This is a genomic window from Bacillus sp. FJAT-44742, from assembly GCF_002797315.1.
GTDB lineage: Bacteria > Bacillota > Bacilli > Bacillales > Marinococcaceae > Thalassorhabdus > Thalassorhabdus alkalitolerans.
This window is the reverse complement of sequence record NZ_KZ454936.1, coordinates 1,229,619-1,251,030: the sequence shown is the minus strand read 5'-3', so window position 1 is coordinate 1,251,030 and position 21,412 is coordinate 1,229,619. Positions and strand designations below refer to the sequence as shown.

Here is a 21,412-nt window from a genome sequence, read left to right as displayed (position 1 = left end):
ACAATAATAAAAAATAACCAACATCAACCATTCAGTTAAATACTTAACCCTTCTTGTTTTTTAACATTTATGCAATCATTCCTTTTTATAATTGGTCTCTCACATCCTTGGTATAATTTCTTCCTTTACCTTTTAGACAAAAAAATGAGCCTTAAAATGGCTCAGTAACTATTGTTCTTCTACTTCTACCCCTACTCAATAGGAATAAGCTTTACGGGAGCTCTTGATTCAATAACAAATCCATCTGTTACGAAGAATACATATTCATTTACCCCATGGTCACTCCGGTTACTTAAAATAGTATTTACTGTGGATCTTCCATCATTATCATTTACAAATAGGTTACTACCCTGGCCTTCAGGCACGGCCTTGTAACGGCCTTCCGGGAGATCGTGGCCCACCACAAACATGCCCGCAGGAAGGACAACAGGTTCTTCACTTTTTTCTTTTATTACAGTACCTATTGCTTCCAGTTCCTCTTTTTTCTCATCGATTTCTGCTTCAATTTTCTCTTTTTTCTTCTTATTAGAATATATTTTACTAGTTAGCGATGTCAGTTCTTCCTCCATTTCTTCTTTTTTTGCAGCTCCTTCTTCCTCATAAGAAGTCATTTCTTTCTGAACTTGTGCTTCCTTTTTTTCCAGCTCCTCTTCCAAGGTATTTATATCAGATTTTATCTCTTTTTTCTTCTCGTTATAAATTTCAACAAGTTCATTTACTTCATTGTTTAATTCTTCTTCAAATCCTGCTTTTTTTGTTTCCAGCTTACCTTTTATCTCTTGCAGTTCTTCTTTAATGACGCTTTTTTGGTCAATAAGATCCATCACCTCTTTGACTTCTTCCTCTTTTGCTGTTATTTTTCCCTCTTCGGCTTTCAGCTTCTCTTCCGCTTCCGCAGTCTTTTCCTCCACTTCTAATAAGTCTGCCTCTGCCTCTCTGATTAATTCCCGGAGCTCACTGTAGGTGACCATTTTCTCTTCTATCTCTATATTTCTCTCCTCTTCCGATTGGGGTATGAGTAATGAAAGAAACATTACCGCTATACAACTGCCTATGACTATTAGCGGTTTTTTTACTTGTTTTCTTTTTATCAAATGAATGATAAGCCACACACCGCTGCCAAACAAGGTGACTAAAGCGAGAAAGAACAGCAATCCCGCTGCTACGCTCCCCATTTTTTCTCCCCCTCTACAAAGAATGTGACTATCCTGCTAAGCAGATAAAAATCTATAAAAAAAGGGATGTTTTAAGAAAACACCCCTTAGCAATCGTTTTACCCTTTTCATATTTTTATCTTTTTAGTTCTTCTCTCCCCCTCGAATTCTTTATGATTCAAACAAAATATATGCTCAGTCAGAAAAAAAATTACTAGCTTCTGCTTTTCTTTTTTAGCTCTTCTTTCCTGTTAAATCCCTTACTTCAAAGAAATTATTCAATGCTTCTTGTACACTCCTTAATTCTGTGGCACCGTTAATCATTTGGTAGATATCTATCCGCTTTAGGTATCATAAATTAGTTTTTTAATGATTCTTTTATCATCAAGGTAAAATATACACCAGCTGCTATGGAAAATTTTTTTATATCCATTCCAGTGACATCAATAAATTTATCAAGTCTATATTGAAGTGTATTTCGATGAAGGTGAAGACGTTTCGCCGCTAAACTAGCATTGAAGTTAGATGCTATATAGATTTTTAGCGTAGAAAAAAGATCCTCTTCTCTCTCTAGCTCAGCAAAAACATAAGAAATCAATGATCGCTTTGAAAACATATCATCATTATCATTCTCAACCATGACATAAGGAATACTCTCATAAGCTTGAAAGGTTTTCTTTGGACAAAGCTTGTAAGCATTATAAAATAATTCTTTTTCCAGTTTAAACCATTTTATTGCGTCATCGTAAATGCAAATGGACCTTCCAAAAAATATGGAAATATTAACTAGGAAATCTCCCATAATCATCTCTGAAAGTTGATCTTCTTCTAGCATCTCTTCTTGGTCCTTTGTATTTGACAAAATGACTACCGCGTAGTCTGGTTTTTCAAATACTAATATAACCTCTGTACCAAAGTAATATGTTAAAGCTTCTTTTAGACCAGAGTACTCACTTTGTAGATGATCACCCTTAAGGTGGATCATTTGAAAGGAAGGTTGTTTTTTATATTTATCCTTAAGAGGATGACCATGAAACAAATGATTTGACCACTCTTTCTCCTCTGTAGTATAGAGTGTGAATGAGTAGTCTACCTTTGTTAAAAACAAAGATAAGAGATGTTTTTCTCTTTCAGTCACACCTTCTTTAGGAAGAGCAATGTATTTACCCTCTTTTGATTTGTAAAAAAGAAAAGACTGGAGTGCTAATTCGTCTACCTCTTCAAGGTACCTAGCCTTTGGAAACAACTCCTTTATTTGTTCAATCATAAGAATACTCCTCTGAAATAAACTTAAATTGCTACCTCTTGATATTAAACAGAAGACACCATTTCCTCTTTTGTACTTAATTGAAAGTTTCCCCTTATTCTCTTAAAGCATTACTATTTCTCCACTAATCAATTCTTGAGAAAATAATATATGGAAGGTGAATATGGGACAAGTATCTACCCGGTCTAAATTAATATTTTGTTTATACGCGAAATTCTGCTAGCTCTTTTGTTATTCCTTTGGTATGGTGGTAGACTTTCTTGTAAAGTGGATAAAGCTTTTCATACTCTTTAACATTCGATGGTTGGGGAGTCACTATTGTTCCTTCCTTCACCCAATTTTGGGCGGCTTCGTGAAGAGAACTAAACCACTGACAACCTGTAGCCGCAATGATAGCAGCCCCCATTGCCGGGCCTTGTTCATTTGTAAGACTTACTACCTTTTTCCCAAAAATGTCAGCCTGCATTTGCAGCCATACTTCCGACTTAGCACCGCCTCCAATAGCTATCACAGTGTCTATTTCCATTCCATTTTCTTGAATAATATCTAGCGATTCTTTTAAAGAAAAAGTTATTCCTTCCATGATTGCTTTCAAAAACTCTTCTTTCCTATGAGAAGAATCCATTCCAATAAAAGAGCCCCGGACAAAAGGATCTATATGCGGAGTTCTTTCACCAACTAGATAAGGAGTAAAAAGGAGACCTCTCGAACCGACTGGTAAAGATGCAGTAGCAGCAATGCATTCACTAAAATCCTGTTCTTTTAAAAATACCTCTTTAAACCATTGCAAACTGTAACCAGCAGCAAGAGTTACACCCATAGCATAATACTTACCGTCTGGGGCGTGATTGAAAAAATGAAGATCTCCATTAAAATGCGTCTTCTCCTCCCCTGCATAAGTTAAAAGCACGCCTGAGGTTCCAATAGAACACATTGTTTTCCCTTTAGATAATATCCCAGCTCCTACAGCCCCACATGCATTATCTGCCCCTCCTGCAAATACCTTTGTATCTTTTGAAAGACCGATTTCTTCTGCAACACCCTCAAGAAGTCCGCCGCAGTAAGTATCTGATGGAAAAACAGGCGGACATAAATGGTGGGGAATCCCCAGCTCTTCCAGGATCTCAGTACTCCATTCATTTTTGTTTAAATCGAGCATAAGAGTGCCTGCTGCATCTGATAGATCTATTCCCATTCTTCCAGTGAGACGATAACGAACATAATCTTTGGGCAGTAAAAAGGTTGTAGCCTGTTTATATATCAATGGTTCATTCTTTTTCACCCACAATAACTTAGGTAAAGTGAAGCCTTCCAATGGGTTATTTTTTGTGATGTTCCATAATCGATTTTGGCCGATGACCTCTTCTATGTCTTTTGTCTCTTCATTTGTTCTTGTGTCATTCCATAAAATAGCTCGTCTTAATGGATTGTTTTCTTCATTTAATAAAATTAAACCGTGCATTTGTCCAGAAAAGCTTAATCCCTTGATATCGTCTTTATTTAAATCATATTTGTTAATAAGTTCACGTAATACATTTTTTGTTTCCTTAACCCAATCGTCTGGAGCTTGTTCGCTATACCTATCATGGTCATGAAAAATGGGATACGTGGCTGTTGTTTCACCTGCTACATTACCTTTTTTATCTACAAGTAAAGCTTTTACACTACTTGTTCCTAGATCTATGCCAATTACATATTCCATCCATTCCACTCCTACATTTTGATTGAATTTTAGACCTCTAGGTAAAATTCCCTCTATAAAAAAGGAGCTGCTTCTTGCCTGCAGCTCCTGCTTTGTTTTACACCTTTGCCGGCACTCCAGCTTGCAGAATATATTGATTCAATATTCCTTTTATCATTTCCTGATGTCCGGATTCATTTTTAATAGTGTTCTCCATTGCATACTCTTGAAGTTCCTTAAAGGAAACTTTATTTTCGATGATAGCTTTTCCAACTCCTTCCTCGAAGCTAGAGTAACGCTTAGCAATGATATTTTCAAAGACTTGATCTTCTATTAATCGTTGAGCAACCTTGCAGCCATAGGCAAAAGTGTCCATTCCTACGATATGTCCATGCACGAGATCAATCGGTTCAAAAGAAGGTCGACGAACTTTGGCGTCAAAGTTGAGTCCCCCGTTACCTAAACCTCCGTTTTTGAGTATCTCATACATTGCTAACACAGCACTGTAAATGTCAGATGGGAATTCATCAGTGTCCCATCCTAAAAGCATGTCTCCTTGATTGGCATCTACAGAGCCTAGGATACCGTGCTCTCTAGCATATCGTAATTCATGTTCAAATGTATGGCCTGCCAACGTTGCATGATTGGCTTCAATGTTAACTTTAAAGTGATCTGTCAGATTATAGTGCTGTAAAAAAGCATAAGTTGTAGCCGTATCAAAATCATACTGATGCTTTGTTGGTTCTTTAGGCTTTGGCTCTATTAAAAATTGACCGTCATAACCTATTTCTTTCGCGTAATCAACTGCCATATGATAAAAACGCGCCAGGTTATCAAGCTCAAATTTTGTATCTGTATAAAGAAGTGTTTCGTAACCTTCACGCCCGCCCCAGAATACATAATTTTTTGCATCAAGCTCTTTTGCTATCTCTAATTGCTTTTTTACTTTAGCTGCTGCATGAGCATAAACAGCAGCATTGTTTGACGTAGCTGCCCCAAACATAAAGCGGGGGTGGCTAAACATATTGGAAGTATTCCATAGTAAAGAAACATTCTGGGCTTTCATTTGTTTTTTTAGAAGACTAACAATTTCATCAAGATTTTGATTGTACTCTTTTAAGTTACTTCCTTCTGGAGCCACATCTACATCATGAAAAGCAAAGTGATCAAAGCCAAGCTTATCGATGAATTCAAAGTTTGCTTCAACTCTAACTTTAGCCTGATCCATCCCACTATATTGATCCCATGGTCGCTGCATGGTAGGAGATCCAAATGGATCGGAGCCATCCATGGTAAATGTATGCCAGTAGGCAACTGAAAAACGAAGAAGTTCCTTCATTGTTTTTCCTGCGATTAATTCATCAGGATTATAGTGCTTAAAGGCAAGAGGGTTATTACTGTTCATTCCTTCATATTTTATTTTTTCTATATTTTTAAAATAATCCATTTCTCACACCTCTTAGTGACGTAATATTTTTATTCTTCAAAAAGATTTACTGATAACTCGGACCCTTCTCTTAGAAAAACTGGTATAGACTCTAGCGGGGCAGAACATTCTATAAATTGTCCACCTTCATAGGTTTTATGAGTGTTTACGTCTTTCCAAACCTGTCCTTCTGGCAAATACAACTTCCTTGAACGCTCACCTTCATAAAAAATAGGTGCTACTAGAAGATCTGGCCCAAACATATAAGTATCTTCTATGTCCCATGCTTCTTTATCTTTTGGAAAATCATAGAAAAGTGGCCTCATCGGTGGTGTTCCATCTTGATGTGCTTCATCCATCAACTTAGTGATATAAGGACGAAGGTTCTCTCTGATGGTCATATACTTTTTGAATATGTTATATGCTTCCTCTCCGTAGCTCCAAACTTCATTATCAGAGCCACTATCCCTGAGACCTCCACCGCTAGTGCCTAATGGTTCGGAATGAGGTTCTCTATCTCCATGAAGCCTGAATACAGAACAGAATGCTCCAAATTGAAACCAACGAACAATACATTCTCTAAAAGAAGGGTCATCTGGGTAACCTCCATGAAATCCTCCTATGTCTGTGGTCCACCACGGTATACCGGCTAAGCCCATGTTCAATCCAATAGAAAACTGGTTTCTAAGAGATTTAAAACTTGAATCTATGTCACCTGACCAGACTAAAGCTCCGTATCGTTGACTTCCCGCCCAGGCAGACCTTACTAAATTAATAATCCCTTCATGACCTTCTTCTTTCATTCCGTCAAAAAAAGTTTTAGCGTACATAGCCGGATAAATATTACCTACCTGAACATTTGGACCTTTATGGTACCTATAGTTATCAAAATCATATATAGAGTATTCTGGTTCAGCTTCATCTAACCAAAATAGATTAGTACCCTTATCGTAGTAGTTTTTCTTTGCTTTTTCCCAAACATATTTCCTTGCATCTGGGTTTGTTGCATCAAAGAATACCGTATTCCCTAGAAAATCCATGGTTGTTCTAATTCCTCTATCAGTTCGAACAAGCAACCCTTTTTGAAGCATCTCTTCATAATTTTCACTAGTTTTATCTACAGTCGGCCAAATTGAAATCATTAATTCAATATCCATCTCTTTTAACTCTTGGATCATCCCATCAGGATCAGGCCAGTAATCTAAATCAAACTTCCAGTCTCCTTGATTTGTCCAATGAAAATAATCTATAACGATCACTGAAATAGGAAGGTTTCTTCTTTTATACTCTCTAGCAACATTTAACAACTCTTCTTGTGTTTGATAACGTAATTTACATTGCCAAAAGCCCATCGCATAATCAGGCATCATAGGAACGGTTCCTGTGGCTTTTGCATACTGTTTTTCTATCTCTGCTGGAGTGTCACCAGAGGAAATCCAGAAATCCAACTGTTTCGTTGATTGGACAAACCACTCAGTGATATTTTTACTAAAAGTAACTTTCCCAATAGCTGGATTGTTCCATAAAAAACCATAACCTAGACTAGATAAGGCAAAAGGTACTGTTGATTGAGAATTCCTATGAGCTAGCTCTAACGTACAATTCTTTAAATCTAAATTTGATTGCTGATACTGACCCATTCCAAAGATTTTTTCATTTGGGTCCGACTCAAACCGAAGAGTTAACTGGTAATCTCCACCGAGGATTGGCTTGAATTCTCTAGCTTCAATATTTAAGGCACTTTTAAACTCCTTGACATCATCTCTTTTATCCCTTTTTCGTACGAATTCTTCTAAAAGTATTTCTCCTTTACTATTAAAGAAAGTTATTTTTCCGCCGTTTGTAATTTCAGCACTGATTTTTCCATTCTTTATTACCGCTTTCTCTTCATAAATTCTAATATCTGCCTCAAAGTCTTCAGGAGGAAGCAATGCCCAATTTTCATTTTGCATGGCCTCCATATGAGTGGCACGCACTCTAAAACTATTTTCTCCCCACGGTTCTACCCAGAGCTTCTCACTGTCATATAACCTGACTAGCCTTTGATTTTCTACTTTAAAGTAATTGTTCAATTTCTATACCTCCAATATTTTGTATGGTAGTAAAAGGTGAGTTATCACTTTTCAGATCCAGCTGTAATACCGCTAACAATGTACTTTTGCATTGCTATAAACAATATGATTATCGGAAGCGCTGCTACAGTGGCCACAGCCATTAAGCTTTCATACTGTGTTCCATATTGTCCTATAAACTGAGTAATTCCTACTGTTAAAGGTCGAACACTTTCATCTGAAGTAAGCGTTAATGCAAAAATTAGATCTCCCCAAGCAAATAAGAAGCTAAATGTCCCAACGGTTAAGAGCATGGGACCCGTCAGTGGTAACACAACTCTTATAAATGCTGTAAAACGGTTACAACCATCAATGAGAGCAGATTCTTCAAGGCCTTTAGGGATTGAGAGAAAAAATGGTCTCATGATTAATACAGCAAATGGGAGCGCTATTGTAGTGTTGCCTAGTATTAAAGCTGGAAAGCTATTGAGTAAATTCATATTACTGAAGAAAATAAACAACGGCATTGCCATCATGATTCCAGGAACCATTTGCGTGACAAGAAGGATAAGCAAAAATGCTCCAGTCCCTTTTAACCTGTATCTTGCCATCGCATACGCAGCAGGAAGAGCTAGCAAGAGAGTCAAAGTGGTAGTTCCTATAGCTACTATGAAAGAATTGCGCAAATACATTAGAACACTTTGATCTTCAATCACGTTGTTTATATAAGCACTGAAATCAAGAGTGTCAGGAATAATGACTGGAGGGATAGCAAATATATCTGATGATGGTTTAACGGAAGTGGCAATCATCCAGTAAATTGGGAAGAGAAAAATACCTGTTATAAATATTGCTGCTACAAATAACAAATATTGTTTAGGTGTATATTTCTTCACTCTGTCTCCTCCTTTCTACTTAAATAGATGTAGATTAGAGCCACAAAAGTTAAAATGACTAATATAACAGTTGATACTACCCCACTTAGACTAAATTCATAATTTACAAAAGCCAATTCATATGCATAAAAAGGTAGAACATAAGTTGAATTTACAGGACCGCCGCCAGTCATTATTAAAATTAAATCAAACACTTTAAAGGTATAGATAATACCTAGTACAAGAATTACTAATAGAGAAGGTTTTAACAGTGGCAATGTAAGAGAGAAAAATGATCTTATTTTTGAAGCCCCGTCTATTCTAGCTGCTTCATAGATATCTTTTGGCAAGGATTGAAGCGCTGCCAGGATTAAGATCATGTTAAAAGGTATCCCTATCCAAACATTCGTTACTATCACTGCAAACAGAGCTGTACTTTGCTGTCCTAACCAATTAACCGATTGATCAATGAACCCCAATTGTATTAGTAAGTAATTGATAATTCCGTAATCAACATCTAACAGCCAAGTAAACAATGTCCCTGTTATAACCATTGGTGTCATCCAGGCTAACAATAATATAGAACGAAAAAAGTTTCTAAAAGGGAAATCCTGATTAAAAAACAAAGCTAACAAAAATCCGATCCCAAACTGCAATACGATACAAGAAACTGTATAAATGAGCGTGTTACCTAAAGCTGCTAAGAATAAAGGGTTCTGTAATACTTGTACATAGTTTTCAATTCCAATAAATGATCCACCAGCTCCTAAATTCATTAAGGTTACATCTTGAAAACTAAGTATTATGTTATAGGCGATAGGGTAAATCATGAATATCAAGACATATAATAGAGCTGGTAAAAGAAACAAATACTTAAATAAGCTTTTTTTAAAAATCAACCTTGGAAGAAGCAAATTTTTGCTCCTTCCAAGTTGAGTTACTCTTTTTTCCATCTTTACCCTCCTTATAGTGACAATGTGGTACTTGGTTAAGGTAACAAAGGAGTAACGCGTTCATCTGCTTCATTTAAGACTTCCTCAACATCTTCCCCCATTAAAGATCTTTGAAGTGATTCTTGAATGATTGTTGAAATTTCAGGATAGTTGCTTCCGTATGCCCTTGGTTGAGCCGTTTCTAGCTGATCTATAAAGACTCTTAATTGCTCATCTTGATTCCAAATGTAATCATCGTCATCGCCTACATCTACTCTGCTTGGTAATCGCCCTCCATCCTCATGAGTTGGTCCTAAAATTTCTGGCTGTTGAGTATACTTTAGAAATTCCCAAGCCTCTTCTTTATGTTCAGATGCCGAAGTAATCGCCCAATTTTCGCCACCCAGGATGGACGCTTCCTGATTTCCTGCAGGCATAGTAACTACGTCCCAATTTAAATCTTCAGCCTCATTTCTTATATTTGGAACTTGCCAAGGGCCATTAACCATCATGGCCACGTTTTCAAGCTGGAAGTGAGTTCTTAAATCTTGTTGATCCCAGTTAATTACGTTTTCAGACATTGATCCTTCATCGATCATTTGTTGCAGAAGCTCCATAGAAGATATAGCCTCTGGACTAGACAAGCTGTCTAGATCCGCTCCTGCCTGCCAAAGAAAAGGAAGGTATTGGAAGGTGCCTTGTTCATCTCTTACAGCACTAAATGCGAAACCGTACCTGTCATCAGTGGTTAACTGACTAGCTACCTCTTCCAGTTCTTCCCAAGTATCAGGAGGTTCAGTAATACCAGCCTCTTCTAACATATCAACATTATAAAAAAGAGCTAATGCATTACTATTATTAGGGATCCCATAGTTTCTTCCATCAAATATAGTAGATTCCCATGCTCCTTCATAATAATGTTCCGCCTCTCCCCACTCTTCCACTTCCTCTGTAATATCTGCAAAAGCACCAGCTTCAGCAAACGCTTGGTGAGCAGGATTATCTACTAAGACTATATCTGGTAATTGATTACCTGCTATTCCTTGTGATATACGTTGATTAAGATCTGCATTTGGTACATAAGTACGTTCAAAGGTTATGTGGGGGTTTTCTTCTTCATATGCTTCAAGCAACTCAATTTGTTGTCTACCATGGGCAGCATCGTTCTCAAAATAGTCCCAAACAGTCAAGGTAATTTGGCCATTATCCTCATTACCAGTACTACCTTCTTCCGCTCCGTTTCCACAGCCTGCCAATAATACTAAACTTGAAACTGTCAAAACTCCTATTTTTTTTGTAGACGCTTTCAAAAAACACACCATCCTTTAATAAAGTAATTAAAAAATTATAGACACTGTCCTTCAATTCCATTAGTTTGTTTACTATATAAACTAATTGAAGTTTAACTTATAGTCTAGGCTTATGTAAATAGTTTTTTCAATATTTAGTTATTTATTGAGCAGTTTTTTCCTAGAATATATAACTTTTGTTGTTGTTAAATTATTCTTAACTCTAATGCATTGCTTTTAAACTAATAGAAAACACCTATAACTTTGTTATATTATTAAACTAAGTTTATTGATAATTCCGTAATGTTTAAGGTATTATTACTTTAAACTTATAAATTATTTTTCAATTTTTTCAAATTCATGCTACTTTTTGCCAAAATTGTTGTTACAGGAGGGATACCTATGAAAACGGGAGATCACAGCCTTGTAAAAAAAATAAATAAATCTATCGTATTAAATAAGATCCAAAATAATAGTCCTATATCTCGAGCTCAAATTTCTAAGTTAACAGGTTTAAATAAAGCTACTGTTTCCAGCCTTGTTAGCGAATTATTAGAAGAACAATTCGTTCAAGAAATAGGGTCTGGCATATCCAGTGGTGGTCGTAAACCTGTTATGCTCTACTTTAATAAAAACGCAGGCTTCTCAATTGGAATTGATCTTGGTGTTAATTATGCTCTTGCTATTCTTACTGACTTACAAGGAAACATTCTTGAAAGAGAAGAAATTACTATTACTGATAAAGAACCAGCAGCTGTGTTCCAACAATTAAAAAGCTTAATTGAATCTATTGGAGTAAAATCTCCAGACTCACCCTACGGAATTATTGGTATTGGAGTTGGAGTACCTGGAATTATTAACAATGAAGGAAGAATCCTTTTTGCTCCTAACCTCGATTGGCATGGCGTACATTTAAAAGAATATCTGGAAGAACATTTTAACGTACCAATAACAATTGAGAATGAAGCAAATGCAGGAGCTCACGGAGAGAAAATTTATGGTGGAGGGAGAGACTCTTCAAATTTAATTTACGTAAGCATCGGGGTAGGGATAGGAGCGGGTGTAGTTATAAGAGATCAGTTATATAGAGGGGCTTTAGGAATCTCTGGTGAAGTAGGTCACTTTACAATTGAATCTAACGGTAAACGATGTGAATGCGGGAATAAAGGATGTTGGGAACTTTATAGCTCAGAAAGTGCAATAATCAACAGATTAAACCCTCACTTTTCAGACGAAGAGCTTACATTAGAGGTACTAATTAAGAAAGCTCAACAAGGAAATATGGAGGTAATCAATACTTTCTCTCAAGTTGGTGAATTCGTTGGGATAGGATTAGCTAATATAATTAATTCTTTTAATCCTGAACAGATTATCATTGGAAATAGGTTCTCAAAACTAGAGAAATGGTTGCAAAATCCTATAAAACTGGTATTACAGCAAAGGCTTCTTCCATATTTTTATGAGACTACTTCTGTTACCTTCTCAAATCAAGGTATATATTCATGCGCTTTAGGGTCTTCTGCTTTTGCAATAGAACGTTTTTTATCCGCTAACAAAGTTACAGTAGTATAAAACGTCATATGTACTAAAGTAGTTCACCTTTCTGTTATACAACCTGCACAAACTATGAAACTTATTTTGATGCAGATGTAATATATTAAAACGCTTACATTGATTTTATACTAGAAACATACTTACACTTTAAAAAGGAAGTGAGAATATGGCTAAAATCAAACTTAATGAGATTTATAAAATTTACGGTGGAGATGTCACAGCTGTAGAAAATTTTAATTTGGATATAGAAGATAAAGAATTTATTGTTTTCGTTGGTCCATCAGGCTGTGGAAAATCTACTACATTAAGAATGATTGCTGGGCTCGAGGATATTAGTAATGGAGACTTGGTTATAAATGGAAAGCGAATGAATGATATCCCTCCTAAAGACAGAGATATAGCTATGGTCTTCCAAAATTACGCTCTTTATCCTCATATGAGTGTATATGATAATATGGCCTTTGGTCTGAAGCTTCGAAAGTTTAGCAAAAAAGAAATTAAAGAACGAGTGGATAATGCAGCAGACATTCTAGGTTTAAAAGACTATTTGAATAGAAAACCAAAAGCTTTATCTGGAGGACAACGACAAAGAGTTGCGCTTGGAAGGGCAATTGTACGAGATCCCCAAGTTTTCCTTATGGATGAGCCGCTTTCAAACCTTGATGCAAAACTACGCGTGCAAATGCGTGCTGAAATAATTAAGCTCCATCAACGCCTTCAATCTACAACGATATATGTAACCCATGACCAGACGGAAGCAATGACTATGGCAAGTCGGATAGTCATAATGAAGGATGGAGTTATCCAACAAGTAGGTACTCCAAAAGAGGTTTATGAAAAACCAATAAATGTATTTGTTGGTGGATTTATAGGCTCTCCGGCTATGAATTTCATTGAGGGAACATTAAAAAATAACAAATTTGTAACAGAAAACACAGAAATAACTATTCCAGAAGGAAAGCTTAAGCAATTAAAACAAGAATCTTTGCCACATAATAAATTGATTTTAGGGATAAGACCTGAAGATGTTCATGATGAGCTTTTATTTATCGATTCTTCACCAGATTCAAAGATCACTTTAGATATTGAGGTCGCAGAGATGAATGGAGCAGAAACATTACTTAACAGTACCATAGGCGGCCAAAAATTGATTGCAAAGATTGATTCCCGAACGGATATCGCTAGTGGCAGTAAATTAGAGGTTGCTTTCAATATGCATAAAGTACATTTCTTCCATCCTGATACAGAAGAAAGGCTTACTTACACTTCCAATGAAGAAGAAAAAAAATCAGCTATAAGCGGTTAACCATAACCTTTTCTTTAAAAGATTACGTTTATTAAGATAGACCCAAGAAAAGATCACTTGGGTCTTTTTATTTAGCTAGATTAGAATCAATAGAATAAGCTATACTTCCATGTAATATTTTAAAAGTTCCCCAAGAAGAAATTATCAAAAAAAAGTACAACAAAACGTTGTACCTTCCCCTCGATTATAATTTTATTTTAGCAAATTTACGTTTTCCTACTTGTACGATTAAGCCATTACTCAAGGTAATAACAGCTCCCGTATCTTCTATTCTGTTCCCATCCACCTTGACACCTCTATTTTCAATCATACGCCGGGCTTCACTTTTAGATTTCAAAAGATCCAGCTGAACAAGTAGATCTATTACGGACACTTCGGCGTTGCCCTCCCATTCATATTCTTGAATGTCTTCTGGTGTTTTTCCTTGTTGAAAGACAGAGACAAAGTGCCCCTCTGCCTGTTCAGCTGCTTCCCTTCCGTGATACATCTCAACAACCGTTTTTCCTAATAGCATCTTGGCATCTCTTGGGTGAAGCTCCCCTGACTGTACCTCGTTTTTTATCGTTTCAACCTCAGCTGGGGATAAGTTTGTAATGAGTTCAAAGTATTTGTTGAGCAACTCATCTGGAATGGACATTGCTTTTCCGTACATTTCATTTGGACTTTCATCAATACCAATGTAGTTTTTCTTTGACTTTGACATCTTTTCTACACCATCAAGGCCTTCCAATAAAGGCATTAACATCGCTACCTGAGGTTCTTTATTAAACCTTTCTTGAAAGTGCCTGCCCATAAGAACATTAAAGTGTTGATCGGTTCCCCCAAGTTCTATATCACTTTCTAAAATGACAGAATCATATCCTTGCATGACCGGATAGAAAAATTCATGAAGGGAGATCGGTTTACGAAATGCCATACGCTCCTCAAAATCGTCTCGTTCAAGGAGCTGGGCAACAGTGACCTTCCCGGCCAGGTTGATCACCTCTTCAAATTGTAAGGGACTGAGCCATTTTGAATTATAGTGAAGTTCTACTTTCTCCATATCAATTACTTTTCCAAATTGTTCGAAGTACGTTTTTGCATTTTGTCGTACTCCTTCATCGGTCAACTGCGTTCTGGCAACAGACTTCCCTGTAGGATCTCCGATTTTTCCAGTAAAATCACCAATAATGAGCTGAATGGTATGGCCATTCTCTTGAAACTGCCTGATTTTATTAAGTACCACCGTGTGGCCAAGGTGAACATCTGGAGCCGAAGGATCTAATCCAAGCTTAATTTTTAATGGCTTGCCTTCAACAATTGATTTCAACAATTTGTTTTCCAGCTCTTCGGTTGGTATAATCTCACGAACTCCCTGCACGTAAAGATCTAATTGTCTTTGGACTTCTCTTGCCTGATCTTCTGTTAATTGCTTTTTACTTGTACTCATCATCGTCTTCCTTTCTCTAAATAAAATATAAAAAAACCACGCCCCTGCTAAAGGGACGTGGTTATTGTTGTACGCGGTACCACCCTTTTTGAAGAGCATGAACTGCTCTTCCACTCATTTCCTTAACGGTATCACCCGTTCTTTGCTGCTGTACATTCACAAAGACATCTCAAGGAGGTAATTCATAGCTGCCTTTATGTCAGTTCACACCAGCCACTGACTCTCTGCAACAGGGAGGTAGACTACTACTAAGTTCCTATCATCGATTTTTTATATTTACTTTTACTTAAAAGTTGTTCTCTTTAATTACTTTTCGCAACAGTTCAGAGACTTGCTTTTTTTCCTCTTCCCGTAAACTACTGACAATCTCGACCTCTCCCTGGTGAAAGCGAGGATATAGCTCCTGCATGACTTCCCTTCCCTTTTCGGTGATCGAAAGGTACGTAATGCGTCTGTCGCGATTATCTGTACTTCGCTGGCAAAGATCCTTTTTCTCCAGTGTTTTCGTTATGTTGCTAACCGTCGCTTTGCTCACTGCTGAAAGTTCTGCAGCTCTTTTTGTTTCAACGCTTTTCCATACCCACAAATCATAAAGGATGGAAAACGCAGTCCAGGAGAGTCCGTAATCTGCAAGGACTTCACGCTCCATTTTATTTCTCAAGCCCTGTGCAATCCGATAAATATTTGTAACCACTGCGATAGATTCTAAATGTAATGATTCGATAGGCAGTTTCGTTAAATGATTGATCGTATCAATTTCTTCCGGAAGCAATTCACTATCATTATCAAAAGAATGGATGACGACCACCTCGTTTTCATAATCATTAGCTATGAAACGATTTTAGCAAAAACATTTGCAGGTGACAATAACAACATAAAAAATCTTTTCTCAATAATTTTTTACTTTCTCTAATTGTTATAAAATGGTGACCATGTTTATACAAACTGAGGAGATAAAAGAAAGGACCCTCTTCTTAAAGGGCCCCCCTCCCCTTATTCATCCTGCTCCCCCCAGCATTGCCTTCTTTTGATACCCGCATCTTTTACAAACATACACACGAACAGACTTCAATTCCTGATCATAACCCTTGTGTTCATAGTTATGGAAACCCACTCTGCATAATAAAGGCTTGTCTTTTTTTACGACAAGTGAAGCGATGACATGCAAGATAATACCAACGATCATGGCGCTCAATGCGTACATCCACATTGCCTCAAAGTCAATGATGAGCATTATCGCGCCAATAAAAACCAACGTCCAGGCACTAAATTTCACTTTTTCAAACATAACATCCTACCTCTCCTCCTTATGCTCTATACCCCCTTAACTATTCCTATAAAAGATACACCCTTCCCTCAATCTGCTTAAATCATGAATTGTTTCTCTCTTAATCATCCGATTATTGTGTCCGATGGAACGGGTATTATAAAAGGACACTACTTCGCGGAGGTGAGGCACATGATTAAAGAGCTTCCCATAAGTGAGAAAGAGATTGTGGCCTTTGAGGCCCAGGAAACACTTACCGAAGAAGAATTCCAGCAGGTAGCCGAAACTGTTAAATCCCGTATTAATAAGTATGAAAATGTCCGGCTCATGATTGTTCTTCCCCACTTTGTGTTTCGGAAAGTTACTACGATAGAAAGCCGGATCAGTTTTTTAAAAGATCATCTGGGTTATATTGAAAAGTTGGGCCTCGTAGGTGATGAAGACCAGAAGCTCTTTGATGCTGTTTCTAAAATTGTGGATATGGCAAGCGACACGGATATCCGTCGATTTACTTTATCAGAGCAGGAAAAAGCAAAGGAATGGATCGCTGAGTAGGCAGGCGGTGAGACGAAAAGTCCTCCCGCTTTCCTATCTTTTTAGATGATCCTCACTAATGGGCTCACACTCCTGTAAATTTTTCCTAACATTTATAATCATAGGATTTTTTCATAGAGCTTGTATTTAGTTCAGGATAATGGTAAGCTATTATTACTTAAGATTGTTCACTGCTTCAAGAAGAAAAAGGGTAACCCGCTTCGTCTTAACACCAAGTAGAGCAAGTTTAAGAATTATCGTGCTTAAAAGCACTAGGAGGATTTTTTCCATGGAACAAGGTACAGTTAAATGGTTTAATGCAGAAAAAGGATTTGGTTTTATTGAGCGTGAAGGTGCTGACGATGTATTCGTACACTTCTCTGCTATCCAAGGCGACGGATTCAAAACTCTTGAAGAGGGACAAAACGTAACATTTGAAGTTGTAGAAGGACAACGTGGACCACAAGCGGGTAACGTTGAAAAACAATAATTAAATTCACAAAGACGCTGCTTACCGGCAGCGTCTTTTTTGTGTCTCTATTTTGGACAACAACTACGCCCTATGGCTTTCCCTATCCTATGAAAAGCCTTCACCTTTTTACTCCATATTCAAAGAAAAAACGGCCCTTCTTTTGATAAGAAAGACCGCTATACCAATATTTCCTTACAGCATAATAAAAGTCAGGAGAAGACCTTTTTGAGGTCCCATTTTCTCACGGCAAAGCTGCATTTGTGACTGGAGCCGAAAGTGATCTCACTATTCTTTGGATCCGGATAAAATCTTGCCGAAAAAGTTTCCCTTCCCTCATTGATAAATACTTCAATAGAAGAGGTGTCAACAAATACTTGTAAGGATTCCAAATCATTTAAGTGACACTGGCGTCTCTCCATGGTGCCGTCCACGTAGCTTTTTCTCTCAAGGGTAACCAATTGTTGTTCCGAGGAGTAAACCAAACGAGCAGCTCCATTGATGTTTATTTCAAACCAGCCCTTTTCAATGACTATATCCTCAAGCATTAATTCTATCGTATTACCGTTTATTTCTGGTAAAAAGATCGTCTCCCCGTTCAGCTGTGCCTGGTGTATTACACCACTTCCTTCACGCAGCTCTTCAAGCTCTCTTGCCGGCTTTTGAATAACCTTGTGATCTACAATCGTCAACTCTCTTGGAAGAGTCATAATATGGAGCCATTTATAATCTACCGTCGGGTGAGCCTGTTCATCCTGGTCAGGAACACTCATCCATGCAAATAAGATTCTTCGTCCCTTTGCGTCAACAGTGGTCTGAGGCGCATAAAAGTCGAATCCCCGGTCCAGTTCTTCAAACTCACCATGGTCAAAGGAAGAGGTTTCAGGATCAAATTTCCCGATAACGTAGCCTGCCTGGTAGACGTTTTGATATTTCATGCCTTCTGCCTCTAACCCTTGCGGGGAGAAGATAAGCATATCCTGGTCATCCAGGGAAAAAAGGTCAGGGCATTCAAACATATAGCCAAAGTCCTTTATCCTTCCTTTATCTCCTCCGGCAAGAATTCCTTCGTGAGTCCATTCGGTTAGATTGTCAGAGCTAAAAAGAGCCACAGCTCCTTTCAGGTCCTCTGTCTGAGCTCCGACGACCATATAATACCTGTCACCCTGCTCCCATACCTTCGGATCCCGAAAATGAGCCGTATATCCTTTCGGCACCTCAATGACCGGTCCTTTTTTCTCAAAAGTAAGGCCATCATCTGAAACGGCCAGACATTGATAAGACTCTCGATTCCCTTCTTCATCCTTTACATTCCCGGTATAAAAGGCATATATCTTTTCCTTATGCTCAATCGCACTACCAGAATAGCAGCCATTTTTTTCAAACCATTCAGAAGGGGCCAGGGCAATTTCTTCTTCCTTCCAATGGACAAGGTCTGTTGAAGAGTAATGGCCCCAGAATTTAGCTCCGTGTCCTGTTTTAAATGGCATCCATTGATAGAAAAGGTGGTAGGTACCTTTCCATTGTATAAAGCCGTTTGGGTCATTCAGCAGGCCAACAGGAGGCATCACGTGGTAGTGAAGGCGGTACGGGTCACTAACGACTGTATTCTTGTGTTCACTTACAGCTTCTGCAGCCTCTTTTCGCAGTTGCTCATCACGAGTCATTCCTTACATCCCCGCTTTCTTCAGATGTTTCTTTACTTCTTCCAGAACAGGAAGTGCGGTCATTGCACCTTTGGTAGATGCCGCGAGTGCTCCGGAAACCGATGCAAATCTTGCCATGGTAACAGCTTCAGGTAGCGTTATGGAGTCAACGGATCCTTCATGTTCGTTCAATGAATAGAGCATTCCGGAAACAAAAGCATCTCCGGCGCCTGTTGTATCCACAGCTTTGACTTTCAGAGCGTCTACATGAGCCTTCCCATCCTGTGTAAATACATAGCTGCCTTCAGCACCTAAGGTCACCACAATTAACGGGATGTGATATTGGGATAACTTTTCGACGCCAGTATCTATATCTTTCTCACCTGTAATAAATTCAAGCTCTTCCTCTGAGATCTTTAGGACATCAGCCTTACCGAGCATGGATATGATCGTATCTTTTGCCTGCTGTTCAGAGTCCCAAAGCCCTAACCGAAGGTTTGGATCATAGGAAATGATCAATCCTTTCTGTTTGGCAAGTTCGACAGCATGAATAATGGCCTGTTTTGCCGGATTGCTTATCATGGAGATCGAGCCAAAATGAAGAATTTTATGATTATGTAAGTCCCTTTCTGAAATTTCTTCAGGCTTCAAAAAACGGTCTGCACTCGGATTAATATAAAAATCAAAGCTCCGTTCCCCGTCTTCCGTGTTTGTCACAAAAACAAGCCCGGTTCGTACATCCGCTGAAAGAAGCATATGATCTGTTCTTACTCCGTACTCGCTGAGTGTCTCCTGTAAAAAACGACCTAATACATCATCCCCGACTTTCCCCACAAACGTTGATTTTGCTCCCAGACGAGCCAGTCCTACTGCAACGTTGGCAGGTGCGCCTCCTGGGCTTTTTTGAAAGTTCACATTCTCCTTGTCAAGAGGAATAAAATCAATTAACGCCTCACCAAGTGATACAATCCCTTTTTTCAATTTGTTAACCTCCTGAAATTATTTACTATTACACCTTTTTATTAATAAAAGCACAACCCGGGCAAGCCACAAGAGGCCTGCCGAGGTTGTGCCTCAAACAATACTTATTTATTTGGTTCATCATCCCATCCGAGCAGGAGGGTAGCAATTATGGCACCAATAAGAGCAACAATTACCCCAATGCCATAATTAATAGGGTCCTGGGCAATAGCAAACATTGGTAGTCCTGTTAAACCGATACCATTTGCCATTACTTGTGTGAAGACGACATATGCTCCGCCTAGGGCACCCCCGATCGCCGCACCAATGAATGGTCTGCGGTGCTTTAAGTTAACCCCAAAGATAGCAGGTTCCGTAACACCAAGAAACGCAGATACAGCAGCTGGAACAGCAACTTCTTTTGTTTTCTTGTTTTTTGTCTTAAAGAAGACAGCCAACGTGGCCCCGCCTTGGGCAACATTTGCCATCGCCCAGATTGGAAGCAGGTAATTTCCTCCAATCTGAGTAAGGAGCTCGGCTTCTATTGCATGGAAGCTGTGGTGAACACCAGTTAACACAATGGTAGAGTACAAGCCTCCAAATATCAAGCCTGCTACAGGCCCAGCGGTCTCATAAAGAAACCCTAGTGCTCCTGTAATCGCATCACCGAGAATACGACCAAGAGGGCCGATAAATAGTAAAGTAAAGAATCCGGTTAAAATGACTGTTAAGAATGGCGTAAGCAGTAAATCTACTACGTTTGGAACGATTCTGCGCAAAACTTTCTCAATTTTCGCCATGACATAAATAGCTAAGAGAACCGGTATTACCGTCCCCTGATAACCAAGCATTTCAACTCCGATGCCAAAGAAGTCCATAGTTTCCGGCTGAGCATCTGTAAGACCCCATGGGTTGAGCAGTTCAGGATGCGTCATTATTCCGCCGATAACGGCCCCAAGATACGGGGTTGCACCAAACTCTTTTGCCGCACTAAAGCCGATTAATATGGGCAAGATGATGAAGGCTGCGGAGGAAAACATATCGAGCATTATAAATAAAGCAGTGTCCTCATCAACCCAGTTATACGTGCTCATTAATCCGAGGAGACCCATCAGCATACCAGATGCCACTATGGCAGGAATGATCGGAACAAAGATATTAGACAGCGTCCGTGCAAAACGTGCAATCGGGTTCATTTTTTTATTAGCAGCTTCCTTATGAGAGCCTGAATCTTCTTTTTCCCCTGATCCAAGACCTGCAAGAGGAGCAAAATGAGAGAATACTTTGTTTACTGTGCCTGTCCCAAATATAATCTGAAATTGCCCGGAACTGGAAAAAGCCCCTTTTACTCCTTCAAGCTCTTCAACGGCACCTTTGTCAATTTTGCTTTCGTCATCAATTACCAAGCGAAGACGGGTCGCGCAGTGACTGCCGCTGATAATATTATCTTCACCGCCTAAAAGCGGGATTAAATCCTCTGCGATCTTTTTGTGATCCATTTTATACCCTCCCCTGTATTTTTTCGCAAACAAAAAAGACCTAAAGTATATAAAAGTACACATGTCCTGTCCA

General features: G+C 38.4%; 18 protein-coding genes and 1 other annotated feature. Of the genes, 4 read left to right on the top strand and 14 right to left on the bottom strand.

Annotation, left to right across the window (positions count from 1 at the left end; all coding sequences use genetic code 11):
* Nucleotides 1-191: 191 nt before the first annotated feature.
* The 8 genes from CEF17_RS20570 to CEF17_RS06235 form a co-directional block, all read right to left on the bottom strand.
* Nucleotides 192-1,175 (bottom strand): hypothetical protein, encoded by a 984-nt coding sequence (locus tag CEF17_RS20570; RefSeq protein WP_232725427.1) that lies wholly within the window; start codon nt 1,173-1,175, stop codon nt 192-194.
* Nucleotides 1,176-1,512: 337 nt separating this feature from the next.
* Nucleotides 1,513-2,421 carry a PucR family transcriptional regulator gene (locus tag CEF17_RS06265; protein ID WP_100398773.1) on the bottom strand — a complete coding sequence of 303 codons (909 nt, stop codon included), beginning with the start codon at nt 2,419-2,421 and terminating at the stop codon, nt 1,513-1,515.
* Between the two features lie 202 nt (nt 2,422-2,623).
* Nucleotides 2,624-4,123 (bottom strand): xylulokinase, encoded by a 1,500-nt coding sequence (xylB, locus tag CEF17_RS06260; RefSeq protein ID WP_100398772.1) that lies wholly within the window; start codon nt 4,121-4,123, stop codon nt 2,624-2,626.
* Nucleotides 4,124-4,220: 97 nt separating this feature from the next.
* The gene (gene xylA, locus CEF17_RS06255) at nt 4,221-5,549 is read right to left on the bottom strand and encodes a xylose isomerase (protein WP_100398771.1); all 1,329 of its coding nucleotides are present in this window, start codon (nt 5,547-5,549) and stop codon (nt 4,221-4,223) included.
* A 29-nt stretch (nt 5,550-5,578) separates the two neighbouring features.
* Complete coding sequence (locus CEF17_RS06250) at nt 5,579-7,600, bottom strand: glycoside hydrolase family 31 protein (RefSeq protein WP_100398770.1); 2,022 nt, start codon at nt 7,598-7,600, stop codon at nt 5,579-5,581.
* 44 nt (nt 7,601-7,644) lie between these two features.
* On the bottom strand, nt 7,645-8,475 hold the full coding sequence (locus CEF17_RS06245) for a carbohydrate ABC transporter permease (protein ID WP_232725426.1): 831 nt from the start codon (nt 8,473-8,475) through the stop codon (nt 7,645-7,647).
* Entirely contained in the window at nt 8,472-9,407 is a 936-nt protein-coding gene (locus CEF17_RS06240; RefSeq protein ID WP_100398769.1) for a carbohydrate ABC transporter permease, read from the bottom strand. The genes CEF17_RS06245 and CEF17_RS06240 overlap by 4 nt, the downstream gene beginning before the upstream one ends.
* 35 nt (nt 9,408-9,442) lie before the next feature.
* Nucleotides 9,443-10,666 (bottom strand): ABC transporter substrate-binding protein, encoded by a 1,224-nt coding sequence (locus CEF17_RS06235; RefSeq protein ID WP_198508900.1) that lies wholly within the window; start codon nt 10,664-10,666, stop codon nt 9,443-9,445.
* 411 nt (nt 10,667-11,077) lie between these two features.
* Between CEF17_RS06235 and CEF17_RS06230 the strand changes: the two genes are divergently transcribed.
* Both CEF17_RS06230 and CEF17_RS06225 read left to right on the top strand, forming a co-directional pair.
* A complete protein-coding gene (locus CEF17_RS06230; protein ID WP_100398767.1) occupies nt 11,078-12,247 on the top strand; it encodes an ROK family transcriptional regulator in 1,170 nt (389 codons plus the stop codon).
* Between the two features lie 148 nt (nt 12,248-12,395).
* Nucleotides 12,396-13,535: an ABC transporter ATP-binding protein gene (locus CEF17_RS06225; RefSeq protein WP_100398766.1), complete on the top strand. Its 1,140-nt coding sequence runs from the start codon at nt 12,396-12,398 to the stop codon at nt 13,533-13,535.
* Between the two features lie 184 nt (nt 13,536-13,719).
* On the opposite strand, the gene tyrS is transcribed toward CEF17_RS06225, so the two are convergent.
* The 3 genes from tyrS to CEF17_RS06210 all read right to left on the bottom strand — a co-directional run bounded on the left by tyrS (nt 13,720) and on the right by CEF17_RS06210 (nt 16,252).
* On the bottom strand, nt 13,720-14,964 hold the full coding sequence (gene tyrS / locus CEF17_RS06220) for a tyrosine--tRNA ligase (RefSeq protein WP_100400817.1): 1,245 nt from the start codon (nt 14,962-14,964) through the stop codon (nt 13,720-13,722).
* Nucleotides 14,965-15,012: 48 nt separating this feature from the next.
* Nucleotides 15,013-15,236: a binding site (T-box leader), on the bottom strand.
* A gap of 14 nt (nt 15,237-15,250) precedes the next feature.
* On the bottom strand, nt 15,251-15,763 hold the full coding sequence (locus CEF17_RS06215) for a MarR family winged helix-turn-helix transcriptional regulator (RefSeq protein ID WP_100400816.1): 513 nt from the start codon (nt 15,761-15,763) through the stop codon (nt 15,251-15,253).
* 198 nt (nt 15,764-15,961) lie between these two features.
* Nucleotides 15,962-16,252, bottom strand: a complete 291-nt coding sequence (locus tag CEF17_RS06210) for a hypothetical protein (protein WP_100398765.1) — start codon at nt 16,250-16,252, stop codon at nt 15,962-15,964.
* A 171-nt stretch (nt 16,253-16,423) separates the two neighbouring features.
* Here CEF17_RS06210 and CEF17_RS06205 point away from each other — a divergent pair, with 171 nt between their 5' ends.
* The gene (locus CEF17_RS06205) at nt 16,424-16,786 is read left to right on the top strand and encodes a SpoIIAA family protein (protein ID WP_157842947.1); all 363 of its coding nucleotides are present in this window, start codon (nt 16,424-16,426) and stop codon (nt 16,784-16,786) included.
* A 268-nt stretch (nt 16,787-17,054) separates the two neighbouring features.
* On the top strand, nt 17,055-17,255 hold the full coding sequence (locus tag CEF17_RS06200) for a cold-shock protein (RefSeq protein ID WP_054635849.1): 201 nt from the start codon (nt 17,055-17,057) through the stop codon (nt 17,253-17,255).
* Nucleotides 17,256-17,446: 191 nt separating this feature from the next.
* On the opposite strand, the gene CEF17_RS06195 is transcribed toward CEF17_RS06200, so the two are convergent.
* The 3 genes from CEF17_RS06195 to CEF17_RS06185 form a co-directional block, all read right to left on the bottom strand.
* Entirely contained in the window at nt 17,447-18,901 is a 1,455-nt protein-coding gene (locus tag CEF17_RS06195) for a glycoside hydrolase family 32 protein (protein ID WP_100398763.1), read from the bottom strand.
* A 3-nt stretch (nt 18,902-18,904) separates the two neighbouring features.
* Nucleotides 18,905-19,861, bottom strand: coding sequence for an aminoimidazole riboside kinase (locus CEF17_RS06190; RefSeq protein ID WP_100398762.1), 957 nt, complete (start codon nt 19,859-19,861; stop codon nt 18,905-18,907).
* A gap of 104 nt (nt 19,862-19,965) precedes the next feature.
* Nucleotides 19,966-21,339: a sucrose-specific PTS transporter subunit IIBC gene (locus CEF17_RS06185; protein ID WP_100398761.1), complete on the bottom strand. Its 1,374-nt coding sequence runs from the start codon at nt 21,337-21,339 to the stop codon at nt 19,966-19,968.
* Nucleotides 21,340-21,412: the final 73 nt, after the last annotated feature.

What these genes read in the sequence shown, in the direction of transcription:
- CEF17_RS06210 (WP_100398765.1), bottom strand. Translation starts at nt 16,252, where the DNA reads ATGTTTGAAAAAGTGAAATTTAGTGCCTGGACGTTGGTTTTTATTGGC.
- CEF17_RS06195 (WP_100398763.1), bottom strand. Translation starts at nt 18,901, where the DNA reads ATGACTCGTGATGAGCAACTGCGAAAAGAGGCTGCAGAAGCTGTAAGT.
- CEF17_RS06230 (WP_100398767.1), top strand. Translation starts at nt 11,078, where the DNA reads ATGAAAACGGGAGATCACAGCCTTGTAAAAAAAATAAATAAATCTATC.
- CEF17_RS06240 (WP_100398769.1), bottom strand. Translation starts at nt 9,407, where the DNA reads ATGGAAAAAAGAGTAACTCAACTTGGAAGGAGCAAAAATTTGCTTCTT.
- CEF17_RS06205 (WP_157842947.1), top strand. Translation starts at nt 16,424, where the DNA reads ATGATTAAAGAGCTTCCCATAAGTGAGAAAGAGATTGTGGCCTTTGAG.
- CEF17_RS20570 (WP_232725427.1), bottom strand. Translation starts at nt 1,175, where the DNA reads ATGGGGAGCGTAGCAGCGGGATTGCTGTTCTTTCTCGCTTTAGTCACC.
- xylA (WP_100398771.1), bottom strand. Translation starts at nt 5,549, where the DNA reads ATGGATTATTTTAAAAATATAGAAAAAATAAAATATGAAGGAATGAAC.
- CEF17_RS06225 (WP_100398766.1), top strand. Translation starts at nt 12,396, where the DNA reads ATGGCTAAAATCAAACTTAATGAGATTTATAAAATTTACGGTGGAGAT.
- xylB (WP_100398772.1), bottom strand. Translation starts at nt 4,123, where the DNA reads ATGGAATATGTAATTGGCATAGATCTAGGAACAAGTAGTGTAAAAGCT.
- CEF17_RS06200 (WP_054635849.1), top strand. Translation starts at nt 17,055, where the DNA reads ATGGAACAAGGTACAGTTAAATGGTTTAATGCAGAAAAAGGATTTGGT.
- CEF17_RS06265 (WP_100398773.1), bottom strand. Translation starts at nt 2,421, where the DNA reads ATGATTGAACAAATAAAGGAGTTGTTTCCAAAGGCTAGGTACCTTGAA.
- CEF17_RS06185 (WP_100398761.1), bottom strand. Translation starts at nt 21,339, where the DNA reads ATGGATCACAAAAAGATCGCAGAGGATTTAATCCCGCTTTTAGGCGGT.
- tyrS (WP_100400817.1), bottom strand. Translation starts at nt 14,964, where the DNA reads ATGAGTACAAGTAAAAAGCAATTAACAGAAGATCAGGCAAGAGAAGTC.